Genomic DNA, 14,387 nt, shown 5'->3' with positions numbered 1-14,387 from the left:
CCCGGTACTCAGGACAAAGGCCGCGTCCCGAGACATATGTCAGCCGCGTCGGCTGCGAAGAGCGCCGTCGATCGGAGCGCAGTTGATCGCGGTGGAAAGCCCGTGACCAAGACAAGTGGTGCATGAGCCGGCATCCTCCGCCGCGCGTGCGCGGGTGCACGTACCCGTGCACGTACGGTTATAGGCGTGACGGATAGCGGGAGCGAGGAACCGAAGCCACCGACGCCCAAATGGCCGTCGATATTGACCTGGCGGGCGCACAACGGCTCGCGCATGGAGTCCGTCCGGGTGGTGCTCGGCGGCAATCGGATTCGCGCCGCGGGCCGCATCATCGCCGGCGAATGCGAGGACCACCCCGCCTTCAGCGCCTCCTACGACCTGGTCACCGACGAGAACGGGGTGACGCGGCGGCTATCCCTGCGCAGCACCCTCGCCAGCGGTGAACGGCACGCCTCCGTGGCCCGCGACGAAGAGAACTACTGGCTCATCGACGCCGGCAACACCCACGTCCGCTCCACCTTCGGCGGCGCACTCGACGTGGACGTGGTCCTCAGCCCGTTCTTCAACACCCTCCCCATCCGCCGCTACGGCCTGGCCCACGCCAGCGAGGACGTCCAGGTCCCCGTCGTCTACGTCCGCCTCCCCGACCTCCTCGTCCAGGAAGCCTCCCTCACCTACAGCAGCGGCCCCGACGGCATCCACGTCCTCTCCCCGGTCTCCTCCGCCACCGTCACCGTCGACGCCGACGGCTTCCTCCTCGACTACCCAGGCCTGGCCGAACGCATCTAGCTCGGTATCAAAGGGATTCGATGACGCCGCCCTGGCGGCCGGCTTCGGCGAGTCGGGTGTGCCAATCGTGGTCGCCGGGGCGGATATCGGTGATGGGCCGGCGCTGGTTGTCGTCGAAGTCGATGCGGGCGGAGTGGCCGGCTTCGGTGAGGTCGGTCAGGTCGGCGGAGGCGCGCAAGGTGTCGCGGGCCGCTTGCAGGACTCGGAGGGTGTCGTCGAGGACTTCGGCGAGGGCGGTGGCGTTGGGTTCGCAGAAGGCGCGCACCAATTCGGGGGCGGTGGCGGCGACCCGGGTGCCGTCGCGGAAGGAGCCGGCGGCCAGGCCGAGGGCGAGTGCGCCGCCGTTCGAGCCCTGCATGGCGAGGGCCTCGGCCAGCACGTGCGGCAGGTGCGAGATGCGGGCTACGGCGCGGTCGTGCTCTTCGGAGAGCACGGGCACCACGACTGCGCCGCAGTCGAGCGCCAGGCGGGCGACCCGTTCCCAGGTTTGGGCGTGCACACCGGGATCCACGCTCACTGCCCAGGCGGCGTCCTTGAACAGGCCGGGAGTGGATGCGGCCCAACCGGATTCGCTGGTGCCGGCCATGGGATGCCCGCCCACGAAGCGGGCGCCGAGCTCGTGCCGGTGCACGGCGGCGGCGACCGGGGCCTTCACGCTCACCACGTCGGTGAGCGCGCAGCCGGGGGCGAAGGTCTTCACATCCGAGAGCACGCCGGCGAGGGCGGGCACGGGCACGCCGATCACGATCAGGGCATCCCGCTCGGCGGCCCGGCCGAGTACCGCCGCTACGTCGCTGACCACGTCGAATCCGTCGGCGCGCGCGGCCTTCGCACCGGTTTCGGATCGGTTGTAACCCCACGCCTCATACCCGGCGTCGACCGCGGCGCGCAGCACGGAACCCCCGATCAATCCGGTACCGAGGACACAGACAGCAGGTTTCGGATCGCCCGTCATACCACCAGATTCGCATACGACTTCAACATTTACCCCGAAGCGGACTACCGTTGCGGCCATGGCAGCACAGCGCTCGAGCACGAACAGGGCGGCGTCGGACGACTACGACGACGTAGAAGGGTTCGCAGTGGCGGTTGTCCGCGAAGAAGCCAACTGGAAAGTGACGCCTCTGAGTGAGGCCGCACTGCACAGTCTCACCGCGGCCGAGCAGGAGCTCCGCGCCCTGCGAAGTTCCGGCGCGGTCTTCGGCCTGCTCGATGTCGACGACGAGTTCTTCATCATCCTGCGCCCGGCCCCGACCGGCAGCCGCATGCTGCTCTCGGATGCCACGGCCGCCATCGACTACGACATCGCGGCCGATGTGCTGGAGCAGCTGAACGTCGAGATCCCGGACATCGATCCGGACGAACTCGACGATGTCGAGCCCTGGGAGGAGGGTGACCTCGGTGTCCTGTCCGACCTGGGCCTCCCCGAACCGGTGCTCAGCGTCATCCTCGCCGAGACCGATCTCTACCCGGACGAGCAGCTCGGCATGATCGCCCAGCGCCTGGGCTTCGCCAACGAGTTCTCGGCCGTCCTGGACAAGCTCCCGCGCTGACCGTGCCGTCCGATTCGGTCTCCACCGATGAGGCGATGATCCGCGCGGCCATCGATGCGGCGGCCTCGGCGGATCCTCGCGACGTCCCGGTCGGCGCGGTCGTCTTCGACAGCTCCGGTCGCGAACTGGCCCGCGCCGCCAATGCCCGTGAGGCCCTCGGCGATCCGACCGCGCACGCCGAGGTCCTCGCCCTGCGCGCGGCCGCGCGGGTGCTCGGCGATGGCTGGCGGCTCGAGCACGCGACCCTCGCGGTGACTCTCGAACCCTGCACCATGTGCGCGGGCGCCCTGGTCCTGTCCCGTATCGGCAAATTGGTCTTCGGCGCCTGGGAGCCGAAAACCGGCGCCGTCGGCTCCCTCTGGGATGTGGTCCGTGACCGACGTCTCAATCACCGCCCGCAGGTCCGCGGCGGCGTCCTCGAATCGGAATGCGCCGCTTTGCTGGACGATTTCTTCAAATCCCAGCGCCCGTAGCGCTCTTTCCAGCCGATTTCGGTATCGGCGGGGTCGTCCGGTAAAGTCACCACCGGTGGCGTGTCCGAGCGGCCTAAGGAGCACGCCTCGAAAGCGTGTGAGGGGTAACCCCCCTCCGAGGGTTCAAATCCCTCCGCCACCGCTGCAAGCAGCCCCGCACCGATTCCGGTGCGGGGCTGCTTCGTTTTCCGGGCCGTTCAATGTGGTTGGGGCGGAAAAGGGTTCGGCCCCCGACCGGGAAACGGTCGGGGGCCGAACGGGTTTCAGGGTGCCGGGGTCAGCCGACGGGGACCGGTTCCTTGTCCTCCGCCGGTGGGGTGGCGGATTCCTTCAGGGCGGCCAGTTTCGCGCCCTCGACGTCGATGTCGGGGAGGATGCGGTCCAGCCACTTGGGCATCCACCACGCTGCCGGGCCGAGCAGGGCCAGCAGGGAGGGGATGAGGACCATGCGGACGATGAAGGCGTCGAAGAAGACGCCGGCCGCCATGGCGAAGCCCATGGACTTGGCCACCACGTTCGGTTCCAGCATGAAGGCGGAGAAGACCGAGATCATGATGACGGCCGCCGAGGTCACGACGCGGGCGCCGTGGTGGTAGCCGGAGATCATGGCCTCCTTGGCGGACTTGCCGTGCACGTATTCCTCGCGCATGCGCGTCACCAGGAACACCTGGTAGTCCATCGCCAGACCGAATACCAAGCCGATCAACATGATCGGCAGGAAGCTCACCAGCGGATGTGGTTCCACCAGGTTGAGGTGGCCCTCCTGGAAGATGAGCACCGTCGCGCCGAAGGTGGCCGCCATGGAGAGCAGGAAGCCCAGTGCGGCGGTCAGCGGGACCAGGATCGAGCGGAACACCAGGACCAGCAGCAGGAAGGCCGCGCCCGCCACGATCGCCAGGTAGGGCGCGATCTTATTGAGCAGCGCCGCGGACACGTCCGCGTAAATGGCCGTGGTGCCGGTGATTCCGTACTGCATGCCGTAGCGGTCCTGGAACTGTGATTCCGCGTCCCGGGCGTGCTTGACCAGATCCTTGGTCTGCTGCGCGTTCGGACCCTCCTTGGGGACGCCCATGAACAGGGCGGCTTCCTGGTCCTGGCTGCGCTGCGGGAAGGTCAGGTAGTCCATGCCGTCGTAGGTGCGCAGTTTGTCCTGCAACGCCTTGACGGCCTCGTCGCGCTGGTTCTCCGGCGTCTTGGACAGATCGACGGCGATCATGAGGGTGCCGTTGGCGCCCTCGCCGAAGCCGGCGGTCTGCAGGTCGTACGCCTTGCGGATGGTGGTGTCCTTCGGCATCGAGTCGCCGCCGGGCAGGCCCAGCTGCATGCTCAGCGCGGGTGCGGCCAGCAGGCCGAGCAGCACCACCGAGACGGCCAGCGTCAAAGCCGGTGCCTTGCCGATGAATCGGGCGAACCGCATGCCGTTGGTGACGGAATGCTCGTCCTCCGGATTGTGCTGGGCGACCAGCGGCAGCTTCGGCTTGAATAAGAAGCGGCCGAACGCGCCCATCAGCGCGGGCATCAGGGTGACCGCCACCAGCACCGCGAACGCGGCCGAGACGGCGCCGAAAACGCCCATGTAGGTGAGGAATCCGACGCCGACGAAGCTGAGGCCCGCCAGCGCGATGATCACGGTGAGACCGGCGAAGATGACCGCGGAGCCGGCGGTGCCGACCGCGGTGCCCGCGGCCTCCTCCGGGTTCTTGGACACGGCCAGCTCGTGTTTGTACCGGGACACGATGAACATGGCGTAGTCGATGGACAACGCCAAGCCGATCATGGACGCCAGAATCGGCGTGAAGGTCGGCACGGTCAGCCAGTGCGTGCCCCACATGATGATCGAGATGGCGGTACCGACACCGATGATGGCGGTGAGGATCGGCACGAAGGCGGCCACGATGGCACCGAACGCGATCACCATGACGACCAGTGCGACGGCGATACCGATCAATTCGGAGCTACCCGATGACCCGCCCGGATCCTGCGCGATGGACCCGGTGAGTTCCACCTGCAGTCCGGCCTGGCGGGCGTCGGCGCCCACGCCGTAGGCCTTGTCGCGGTCCGTCTTGGTGATGTCGGCGAACTTGGCGATGTCGTACTTGGCCTTGATGGTGGCGACCGAGTCGGGGTCGGTCTTGTTCAGCACATTGAGCGGCACGCTGCTGCACACGCTGGAGAAGTTGGGTGCGGAGCGGTCGGTGCCGAGGCAGTCGACTCCGGTCTTCTGGCTGATCTGCTTGGTGAGGTCGATCGGGTTCTGCGCCGGGATCGACTTGTCCAGAATGTCGAGGCCGTTCAGCTTGTCGACGAAGGCTTGCAGCGCAGCCGCGTTGGCGGGATCGGTGAGCTTCTGGCCCGTGGGTGCGGCGATCACATAGGTGCCGGTGACCGCGTTCGGGTCGAAGTCCTTGGAGCTGCCCGGGAAGTGCTTGTCCAGAATGTCGGTCGCCTTCTGGGAAGGCAGGCCGGGCATGGTGAAGCTGTCCTGGAACGGTTTGGCGAGGGAGCCGCCGACGCCGCCGATGACGATGAGCGCGGCGATCCACGCTCCGATGACGAGCCATTTTCGGCGGAAGGCGAACTTTCCCCACCGGTAGAGGTATACGGACACGAGGGGTTCTCCTGGCGATGGATTCTGCTGGTGTGCAAGCACTTTCGGGTGCTGAGAACTGCGGGCACGAAGGCAGCACTGCCGCGGGAGCCACTGCACGCTCCCCGCCTCCACGAATAATCTGCCTACCGTGCGGTAGGTAGACTACCGAGCGAATAAGCGGAGGAACAACCTCGACTCTAAGTGGTGTTCATCGCTTTCGGAGCGGTGGTGAGAGGATGAGTCAATGAGTGCCCGAGCCGGATCCGGAACCGTTGTCGCAGGTAGGAGCACCAAGGACGCGATTCGTGAGGCCGCGATCCAGTTATTTTCGAGCAAGGGATTCGAACAGACCAGCCTGCGCGAGGTCGCCGATGCGGTGGGAATCACAAAAGCCTCCCTCTACTATCACTACGCCTCGAAGGTCGATCTGCTGATCGCCATCATCGAGCCGATGTTCGAGGATCTGCGCGCCTTGGTCGAAAGCCTGGACACCAGGCCGCATTCCCCGCAGAGCGTGCGCGAAGTACTGACCGCACAGGTCGATTCCATGCTGCGCAACCGCCGCACCGGCGTGCTGTGCATGCGCGACACCGTCGCCATCGTGAACGCCCTCGGCAATCGCTACCCGGACCTGATAGAACTGCATCGCCGCATGTGCCGCTGGGTCGCCGGCCCCGACGCCGACGATGCCACGCTGCTGCGCGCGGCCTCCGCCATGGAGGTGCTGAGCACCGCGCTCATGTCCCAGGAGATAGTGCCGAACGCCTCGGAGCCGGAGATCCAGGACGTGCTCCTGACCGCCGCGCTCGGCGTGCTGAATGTGGCGCGATAACCTTTCTCTTCGCCACCGAGCAGATCAGGAGTCACCGTGCACATCACCGCGAAGGTCGATTACGCGGTGCGCACGCTCGTGGAAATAGCCAAGGCGCAACCGGATTCGGTGAAGGCCGACACCATCGTGGTGGCCCAGGACATTCCACCCAAGGTGCTGGAGTCGGTCGTCGCGGATCTGCGGCGTGGCGGATTGGTCACCAGCCGCCGCGGGCCCGACGGCGGCTACCGGCTGGCCCGCCCCGCCACCGAGATCAGCATCGCCGAAGTGATCCGCGCGGTCGAAGGCCCGCTCGCCTCGGTCCGCGGGCAACGCCCCGAGGATGTCAGCTACCCGGGCGCGGCCGAACCGCTGCAGCGCGTCTGGATCGGTTTGCGCGTCAATATCCGCGCGGTCCTGGAACGCGTCACCATCGCCGATATCGCCCACGATCTGCTGCCGCCCTTCCTTGACGAACTGCTGCACGACCCGCACGCCTGGAACCGCAAACCGCGCCCGACCGCGCCCGGCGGCATCGCCCTGCCCGCCGAGGAACGCGTCGTTCCGGCCGACAGCGACTCCGGCTGGCGGGATCTGGACACCCCGGATATCTGAAGCTTTGCGGACTCCGATCATCTGAAAATCCTCACGCCAGCCCTCCCCGCGAGGCGGTAGCCTGCGAACATCATGTTGATCAGACTTCTCCGCACCTACATGGCGCCCTACCGCAGGCAATTGGCGGGGGTCGTCGTGCTTCAGCTGATCTCGGTCATCGCCATGCTGTATCTGCCGACTTTGAACGCCGACATCATCGACAAGGGCGTGACGAAGGGCGATATCGGCTACATCTGGAGCACCGGCGGCTGGATGCTGCTGGTGACCGCCATCCAAATCTGCGCGCAATCCGCGTCGGTGTACCTGGGCGCGCAGGCGGCCATGGGCGCGGGCCGCGATATGCGCTCGGCGCTGCTGCATCGCGTCGGCACCTTCTCCGCCCGCGAGGTCGGCACCTTCGGCGCGCCCTCGCTGATCACCCGCAACACCAATGACGTGCAGCAGGTACAGCTGCTGGTGGTGATGAGCGCGACCATCCTGGTGATGGCGCCCATCATGTGCGTCGGCGGCATCATCATGGCGTTGAAGGAGAGCCTGTCGCTGTCCTGGCTGCTGCTCATCGCGGTGCCGGCGCTGGCGCTGTCGATGGCGTTCATCATCGCCCGCATGGTGCCCGGCTTCCGGCGCATGCAGGCCCGCATCGATGTGGTGAACCGCGTACTGCGCGAACAGATCACGGGCATCCGGGTGGTGCGCGCGTTCGTGCGGGAGCGGCAGGAGACCACCCGCTTCGGCGTCGCCAATACCGATCTGACCGCGCAGCAGCTGTTCGTCGGCAAGTACACGGCGCTCATGTTCCCGACCATCATGCTGATCTCGAATGTCACCACGGTGGGCGTGATCTGGTTCGGCGGCCATGCCATCGACCGCGGCGAGCTGCAGATCGGCCAGCTCACCGCCATGCTGACCTACATCGTGCAGATCCTGATGGCGGTCATGATGGCCTCCATCCTCGCCATGATCGCACCGCGTTCCGCGGTGTCGGCCGAGCGCATCGCCGATGTACTCGGCACCGAATCCTCGGTCGGCGAACCGCCGCTGCCGCAGGCGTTCAAGGGCGATCCCGGCACCGTCGAATTCGCGTTCGCGGAGTTCAAGTTCCCGGGCGCGGAGAAGCCGGTGCTGCGTTCCATCCAGTTCCGCGCGGATCCCGGCACCACGACCGCCATCGTCGGCGCGACCGGTTCCGGCAAGACGACGCTGGTGAATCTGATACCGCGGCTCATCGATGTCACCGACGGCGCGATCTATGTGGGCGGCACCGACGTTCGCCACATCGACCTGGAGACGCTGCGCGGCGGGATCGGCCTGGTGCCGCAGAAGGCGTACCTGTTCTCCGGCACCATCGCCTCCAACCTGCGCTACGGCAATCCGGACGCCACCGACGACGAGCTGTGGCATGCCCTGGAGATCGCGCAGGCCGCCGATTTCGTGCGCGATATGCCGCAGGAACTGGAAACGCCTGTCGCACAGGGCGGCACGACCGTCTCCGGTGGGCAGCGGCAACGCCTGGCCATCGCGCGGGCGCTGGTGCGCAAGCCGCGCATCTACCTCTTCGACGACTGCTTCTCGGCGCTGGACGTCGCGACCGATGTGCGGGTGCGGGAAGCCCTGAAACCGGAGACCCGCGACGCCGCGGTCATCATTGTGGCGCAACGGATCTCGACCATCCGCGAAGCGGATCAGATCGTGGTGCTGGAGGACGGCGCCATGGCCGGCATCGGCACGCACGCGGAACTGGTCCGCAGCTGCAACGAATACCGCGAGATCGTGGAGTCCCAGTTCAGTGCGGAGGAGGTGCGATGAGGCCCGGAGCCCCCAATCTCGGTTCCCCGGACGCGAAGGCGAAATCCTTCGGCCCGTCCATCAAGCGGCTGCTGCGCCGCCTCGCACCCGAAAAGCTGCTGCTGTCAGGGGTTTTCACGCTTGCTGTGGCCTCGGTGGTGCTGAACACCCTGGGCCCGCAGATCCTCGGCCGGGCCACCAACATCATCTTCGACGGTGTGGTCGGCAAGGAGCTGCCCGCCGGCGTCACCAAGGATCAGGCGGTCGACCAGCTGCGCGCCAGCGGCAACGGCACCTTCGCCGACATGCTCGCCAACATGAACGTGATCCCCGGCACCGGTGTGGATTTCACCGCCGTCGGGCACGTGCTGGCCTGGGTGCTGGCCCTGTACATCGGGTCGTCGCTGTTCGGCTGGCTGGAGGCGCGGCTGCTGATCGTGGTCATCAACCGCACCGTGAAGCGGCTGCGCGCCGATATCGAGGACAAGATCCACCGGCTGCCGCTGCGCTACTTCGACAGCATGCCGCGCGGTGACGTGCTCTCCCGTGTCACCAACGACGTCGACAATGTGGCGCAGACGCTGCAGCAGACGTTGAGCCAGTTGATCATTCAGGTGCTGTCGGTGATCGGCGTGCTGATCATGATGTTCTGGATCTCCTGGCTGCTGGCCCTGATCGCGCTGCTCACCGTGCCGCTGGCGATCATCGTGACCGCGCAGATCGCCAAGCGCTCCAAACCGCACTTCGTGGATCAGTGGAAGTACACCGGCGCGGTCAACTCGCAGGTGGAGGAGGCCTTCACCGGCCACGAGGTGGTGACCGCCTTCGGCCGCAGCCGCGAGGTCGGCGAACGCTTCGACGAGACCAACGACAAGCTCTACAACGCGTCGTTCAAATCGCAGTTCATCTCCGGCCTGATCATGCCCGCCATCATGTTCCTCGGGAACCTGAACTACGTGCTGATCGCCGTGGTCGGCGGCCTGCGGGTGGCATCGGGCAATCTGTCGCTGGGTGAGGTGCAGGCGTTCATCCAGTACTCGCGCTCGTTCACGCAGCCGCTCACCCAGATCGGCTCGATGATGAACCTGCTGCAGTCCGGCGTGGCCTCGGCGGAACGCATCTTCGAGATCCTGGACGCCGAGGAGCAGTCCCCGGATCCGGAGGTCGAGGACGAGCGGCCGGTGGACCGCGGGCGGGTCGCGTTCGAGAACGTGTCCTTCCGCTACGAGCCGGAGACCCCGATCATCGAGGACCTCTCGCTGGTCGCCGAACCCGGGCACGTGGTGGCCATCGTCGGACCGACCGGTGCGGGCAAGACCACGCTGGTCAACCTGCTCATGCGGTTCTACGAGGTGGATTCCGGCGCCATCACCATCGACGGCGTCGACATCACCCGCATCACCCGCGATCACCTGCGGGCGCGCATGGGCATGGTGCTGCAGGACACCTGGCTGTTCGGCGGCACCATCCGCGAGAACATCGCGTACGGCGATCCGAACGCCTCCGAGGACGAGATCCTCGCGGCGGCCCGCGCGGCGTACGTGGACCGGTTCGTGCACGCGCTGCCGCACGGCTACGAGACCGTCATCGACGAGGAGGGCTCGGGCGTCAGCGCCGGCGAGAAGCAGCTCATCACCATCGCCCGCGCGTTCCTGGCCAAGCCCTCGATCCTGATCCTGGACGAGGCCACCAGCTCGGTCGACACCCGCACCGAACTGCTGGTGCAGCACGCCATGGCGGCGCTGCGCCGGGACCGCACGAGTTTCGTGATCGCGCACCGGCTTTCGACGATCCGCGACGCCGACACCATCGTGGTGATGGATCACGGTCACATCGTCGAGCAGGGCACGCACGACACCCTGCTCGCGTCGAAGGGCTTCTACTACCGGCTCTACAACGCACAGTTCGCGGCGGCCATCACCGACGGTGAGGGCGAGGGCGTGGACCTGCCCGACGAAGACGCCGTCTCTGTGGGCAAGTAGTCATCCCACAGACCAGCCCGGCCCGCACCGTAAAGGTGCGGGCCGGGCCTTTTTCGCAGGGTGGGAGGATAGACGCCGTGTCTGCAGCTTCCGAGTTCTCGTTCAAGGTCGGTGCCCGCCTCGAAGGACGGCATGGACGGACGGGCGTGATCAGTACCCCGCACGGGGATATTGCCACGCCCGCCTTCATTCCCGTCGGTACCAAGGCGACCGTCAAGGCGGTGCTGCCGGAGACGATGAAGGAACTCGGATCGCAGGCTCTGCTCGCGAACGCGTACCACCTGTATCTACAGCCCGGGCCCGACATCGTCGACGAGGCGGGGGGACTGTCCGAGTTCATGAACTGGCACGGCCCGACCTTCACGGACTCGGGTGGGTTCCAGGTCATGTCCCTGGGCGTGGGCTTCAAGAAAGTCCTCGCCATGGAGGCCGTCGGCGTCCAGAACGACGATGTGATCGCCAAGGGCAAGGAACGCCTCGCGCATGTCGACGACGACGGCGTCACCTTCCGCTCACACCTGGACGGTTCGAAGCACCGCTTCACCCCCGAGGTGTCCATGGGCATCCAGCATCAGCTCGGCGCGGACGTCATGTTCGCCTTCGACGAGCTCACCACGCTCATGAATACCCGTGGCTACCAAGAGGAATCGCTGGAACGCACCCGCCGCTGGGCGCAGCGCTGCCTCGACGAACACGAAAAGCTCACCGCCGCACGATCGCATCGCCCCTACCAGGCGCTGTTCGGCGTCATTCAGGGCGCGCAGTACGAGGACCTGCGCCGCAAGGCCTGCCAGGATCTGGAGGCATTGCATGGCGAGGCCGGAACGGGTTTCGACGGTTACGGCATCGGCGGCGCGCTGGAGAAGCACAATCTCGGCACCATCGTCGGCTGGTGCTGTGACGAACTGCCGGAACAGAAGCCGCGTCACCTGCTCGGCATCAGCGAGCCCGAGGACATCTTCACCGCCGTGGAGAACGGCGCCGACACCTTCGACTGCGTGAATCCCTCACGCGTGGCCCGCAATGCGGCCATGTACACCGACGAGGGCCGCTACAACATCAACACCGCCCGCTTCAAACGCGACTTCACGCCGATCGACGAAACCTGCGACTGCTACACCTGCGCGAACTACACCCGCGCCTACATCCACCACCTGTTCAAGGCCAAGGAGATGCTGGCCTCCACCCTCTGCACCATCCACAACGAGCGCTTCACCGTGCGCTTGGTGGACCGCGTCCGCGAAAGCCTCGACGGCGGCTACTTCGACGACTACAAGACCGAATTCCTCGGCCAGTGGCGCGGCCGCATCAAAGCCCCTGGACTGTAAGGGAATTCGACACGACCGCGCGCGGGCTCATCGAGAGTCGGGCTTCCCCTATTCGAAGATCGCGGCCCGCGAGCGGGGCGCGTAGCTGGGTTCGCGCTTCTTGAGGAAGGCGATGCACCGGTAGGAGATGGGCAGCACCATCATCTCGACCAGGGTCTTCCAGATGAAGCCCACGATCGTGTAATTGATGTAGTCCGGCCAGGTATGGATGCCGATCGCGGTCGCCGCGATGGAGCAGAACACGAACGTATCGCCGAACTCACCGGCCACCGTCGAGCCCAGCAGGCGCGCCCACAGATGCTTCTCCTTGGTGCGTTCCTTGATGAGCACCAGGGTGATCGAGTTCAGGAACTGCCCCACGAAGTACCCGGCGATCCCGGCGAAGGCGAGCTGCGGGGTATTGCCGAGCACGCTCTGGAACGCGCCGGCATCCTCTTGCAGGTTGCCCGTGGGCAGTTTGATGACGAGCCAGAAGCAGGCGATCATCAGCAGCAGCGCACCGAACCCGTAGTACACGATGCGGCGGGTGGCCCGGAAGCCGTAGACCTCGCTGAGGATGTCGCCGATGACGTAGGCGAGCGGGAAGAGGAAGAACGCGCCGTCGGTATTGAGCGGCAGCAGTTGGAGCGGACCCCAGGACAGGTGATGCCCGGAGAAGAATTGCACGCCTTTGGTGACGCAGACGTTCGAAATGAGCAGGACTGCGGTGAAGGCGACCGCCACCTGCGTGAAATAGCCCCCCGCGGCCGAAGCGAATGCTGCGTGCTCGGGCGCGGGGTGTCCAGATCGGTCTGGATCGACCGTTTTCGTTTCACTCACGCGGGCAAGTATCCCTGCTCCGACCACTCGTTATGGTGTGGTGGGGTGGCATAGGCTGAGTCAATGACGAATCCCGGCGATTCCGACGAGTGGTGGAAGCAGTACGGCGGTGAGGGCGTCACGCCCGAGGCGCCGGCAGCGACTCCCCAGCCGCCGGTGACTCCGCCCCCGGGGCAGTACCAGACGCCGCAGCCGCAGTTCCCGAATTACCCGCCGCCGCAATCGGATCCGAGCGGGTATCCGCAGCAGTCGAATCCGCTGGGTTATCCCCAGGCCGGCTATCCCCAAGCGGGCGGCTATCCCCAACTCGGACCGTCCGTCCCGCCGCCGGGCTACACCTACCCGGCCGCCTATTCGCCGTACGGCTACGCGCAACCTGCTCGTTCCACGAACGGCCTGGCCATCGCCTCGCTGGTGGTCTCGATCGTCGGCGTCCCCGGCATGTTCTTCTGCCTCTTCCTCCCGGTGGGCCCGATCATCGGCTTGATCCTCGGCATCGTCAGCCTCAACCAGGTCAAGAAGTCCGGCCAGCAGGGCCGCGGCCTCGCCCTGGGCGGCATCTGGGTCGGCGCCATCGCCACCGTCATCGGCATAGTCCTGCTCTGCCTCCTGATAGTCGGCAACATCCACTCGACCACCTGACCGCTGCGGCGATGACCGCCCCCGATACGAAAGGGGCGGCGCATCCGTCAGGATGCGCCGCGCCCGTCACCCCTCCATACGAAACGGGCAGCGCATCCGTCAGGATGCGCTGCCCGCCTTCGCTTTTGCCCGTCAGGGCACCGTGAGCTACTGGGTCTTCACGACCTGCGTGCCGCCGGCGAACTTGTCGTGCCAGCCCTGCTTGTTCGGGTCCTGTTCGATGGTGACCGCGATGTAGATCTGCAGACCGATGCTGATCAGCGTGCCCAGGCACGGGATCAGGCCGACCACGACGAACAGGTTGCGCTTGGCCGAGGTGGCCGGGTCGATGGGCCCGCCGCCGGGGCCCAGCACCCGCATGCCCAGGATCTGCTTGCCGAGGGTCCGGCCCTGCGTGGTCTCCATGAGGATGAAGTAGCCGTACATGATGATCGGCAGCAGGACTTCCCACACCCAGCCGAGCGTGCTCGGCAGGAACATGTAGATGATCACGCCGGGGACGCCGATGATCAGGCCGTCGATCAGGCGGGCCGCGAAGCGCAGCCACAGGTCGCCCGGTCGCGCACCGCCGCCGAAGCCCGGTCCGCCGCCGAAGCCGGGACCGCCCGGGTACGGCTGGTAGGGCTGCTGGCCGAAGCCCGGCTGCTGCCCGCCGTAGGGCTGATCCTGCTGACCGTAGGACGGCTGCTGGCCGAAGCCCGGCTGCTGCTGGCCGAAACCCGGCTGCTGGTTGTAGGGATCCGACTGCTGACCGTAGGGCTGCTGACCGTAGGGCTGCTGCGGCTGCTGGTTATAGGGGTCGGACTGACCGTAGGGCTGCTGCGGCTGCCCGTAGGGGTCGGACTGTCCGTACGGCTGCTGGGGCTGCTGCCCGTAAGGCTGGCTCTGCGGGTACGGCTGCCCGTACGGCTGCCCGCCCTGGGGATACTGGTTGGGGTCGTACCCACCGCTTGTCATTGTTTGGCCGTCCTCGTCGGAATTCGTGCGGGATCTGGTCGAG

At 66.5% G+C, this 14,387-nt stretch carries 13 protein-coding genes and 1 tRNA gene; 10 read left to right on the top strand and 4 right to left on the bottom strand.

Annotated elements, in window-relative coordinates:
* The first annotated feature begins 186 nt into the window (after positions 1-186).
* Positions 187-789 (top strand): putative glycolipid-binding domain-containing protein, encoded by a 603-nt coding sequence (locus tag ACH438_RS16335; protein WP_397005772.1) that lies wholly within the window; start codon positions 187-189, stop codon positions 787-789.
* Between the two features lie 7 nt (positions 790-796).
* Here ACH438_RS16335 and ACH438_RS16330 read toward each other — a convergent pair whose 3' ends face one another.
* Positions 797-1,744: a prephenate dehydrogenase gene (locus ACH438_RS16330; protein ID WP_397005771.1), complete on the bottom strand. Its 948-nt coding sequence runs from the start codon at positions 1,742-1,744 to the stop codon at positions 797-799.
* Between the two features lie 58 nt (positions 1,745-1,802).
* Between ACH438_RS16330 and ACH438_RS16325 the strand changes: the two genes are divergently transcribed.
* From ACH438_RS16325 to ACH438_RS16315, 3 genes are all read left to right on the top strand, one after another.
* Positions 1,803-2,342 (top strand): tRNA adenosine deaminase-associated protein, encoded by a 540-nt coding sequence (locus ACH438_RS16325; RefSeq protein WP_397005770.1) that lies wholly within the window; start codon positions 1,803-1,805, stop codon positions 2,340-2,342.
* A 2-nt stretch (positions 2,343-2,344) separates the two neighbouring features.
* On the top strand, positions 2,345-2,815 hold the full coding sequence (locus tag ACH438_RS16320; protein WP_397005768.1) for a nucleoside deaminase: 471 nt from the start codon (positions 2,345-2,347) through the stop codon (positions 2,813-2,815).
* A gap of 54 nt (positions 2,816-2,869) precedes the next feature.
* Positions 2,870-2,957 (top strand) — tRNA-Ser (locus tag ACH438_RS16315).
* A gap of 135 nt (positions 2,958-3,092) precedes the next feature.
* On the opposite strand, the gene ACH438_RS16310 is transcribed toward ACH438_RS16315, so the two are convergent.
* Positions 3,093-5,423, bottom strand: a complete 2,331-nt coding sequence (locus tag ACH438_RS16310; protein WP_397005766.1) for an MMPL family transporter — start codon at positions 5,421-5,423, stop codon at positions 3,093-3,095.
* Between the two features lie 226 nt (positions 5,424-5,649).
* Here ACH438_RS16310 and ACH438_RS16305 point away from each other — a divergent pair, with 226 nt between their 5' ends.
* From ACH438_RS16305 to tgt, 5 genes are all read left to right on the top strand, one after another.
* Entirely contained in the window at positions 5,650-6,237 is a 588-nt protein-coding gene (locus ACH438_RS16305) for a TetR/AcrR family transcriptional regulator (protein ID WP_397005764.1), read from the top strand.
* 36 nt (positions 6,238-6,273) lie between these two features.
* Entirely contained in the window at positions 6,274-6,831 is a 558-nt protein-coding gene (locus ACH438_RS16300) for an RrF2 family transcriptional regulator (protein WP_397005762.1), read from the top strand.
* A gap of 72 nt (positions 6,832-6,903) precedes the next feature.
* The gene (locus ACH438_RS16295) at positions 6,904-8,637 is read left to right on the top strand and encodes an ABC transporter ATP-binding protein (RefSeq protein WP_397005760.1); all 1,734 of its coding nucleotides are present in this window, start codon (positions 6,904-6,906) and stop codon (positions 8,635-8,637) included.
* Positions 8,634-10,598 carry an ABC transporter ATP-binding protein gene (locus ACH438_RS16290; RefSeq protein ID WP_397005758.1) on the top strand — a complete coding sequence of 655 codons (1,965 nt, stop codon included), beginning with the start codon at positions 8,634-8,636 and terminating at the stop codon, positions 10,596-10,598. Before ACH438_RS16295 ends, ACH438_RS16290 begins: the two co-directional genes overlap by 4 nt.
* Positions 10,599-10,675: 77 nt before the next feature.
* Complete coding sequence (gene tgt / locus ACH438_RS16285; protein WP_397005756.1) at positions 10,676-11,926, top strand: tRNA guanosine(34) transglycosylase Tgt; 1,251 nt, start codon at positions 10,676-10,678, stop codon at positions 11,924-11,926.
* A 48-nt stretch (positions 11,927-11,974) separates the two neighbouring features.
* Here tgt and ACH438_RS16280 read toward each other — a convergent pair whose 3' ends face one another.
* Positions 11,975-12,745 carry a queuosine precursor transporter gene (locus tag ACH438_RS16280; RefSeq protein WP_397005754.1) on the bottom strand — a complete coding sequence of 257 codons (771 nt, stop codon included), beginning with the start codon at positions 12,743-12,745 and terminating at the stop codon, positions 11,975-11,977.
* A gap of 63 nt (positions 12,746-12,808) precedes the next feature.
* Here ACH438_RS16280 and ACH438_RS16275 point away from each other — a divergent pair, with 63 nt between their 5' ends.
* On the top strand, positions 12,809-13,387 hold the full coding sequence (locus ACH438_RS16275; protein ID WP_397005752.1) for a DUF4190 domain-containing protein: 579 nt from the start codon (positions 12,809-12,811) through the stop codon (positions 13,385-13,387).
* Positions 13,388-13,534: 147 nt separating this feature from the next.
* Here the strand turns inward: ACH438_RS16275 and ACH438_RS16270 are convergent, their stop codons facing one another.
* Entirely contained in the window at positions 13,535-14,344 is an 810-nt protein-coding gene (locus ACH438_RS16270) for an RDD family protein (RefSeq protein ID WP_397005750.1), read from the bottom strand.
* Positions 14,345-14,387 lie beyond the last annotated feature (43 nt).

This window comes from Nocardia sp. NPDC020380, from assembly GCF_044386975.1.
In the GTDB taxonomy this organism is placed as follows: Bacteria; Actinomycetota; Actinomycetes; order Mycobacteriales; family Mycobacteriaceae; genus Nocardia.
Note: the sequence above shows the minus strand (reverse complement) of the source record. Positions and strands in the feature narration are given on the sequence as shown.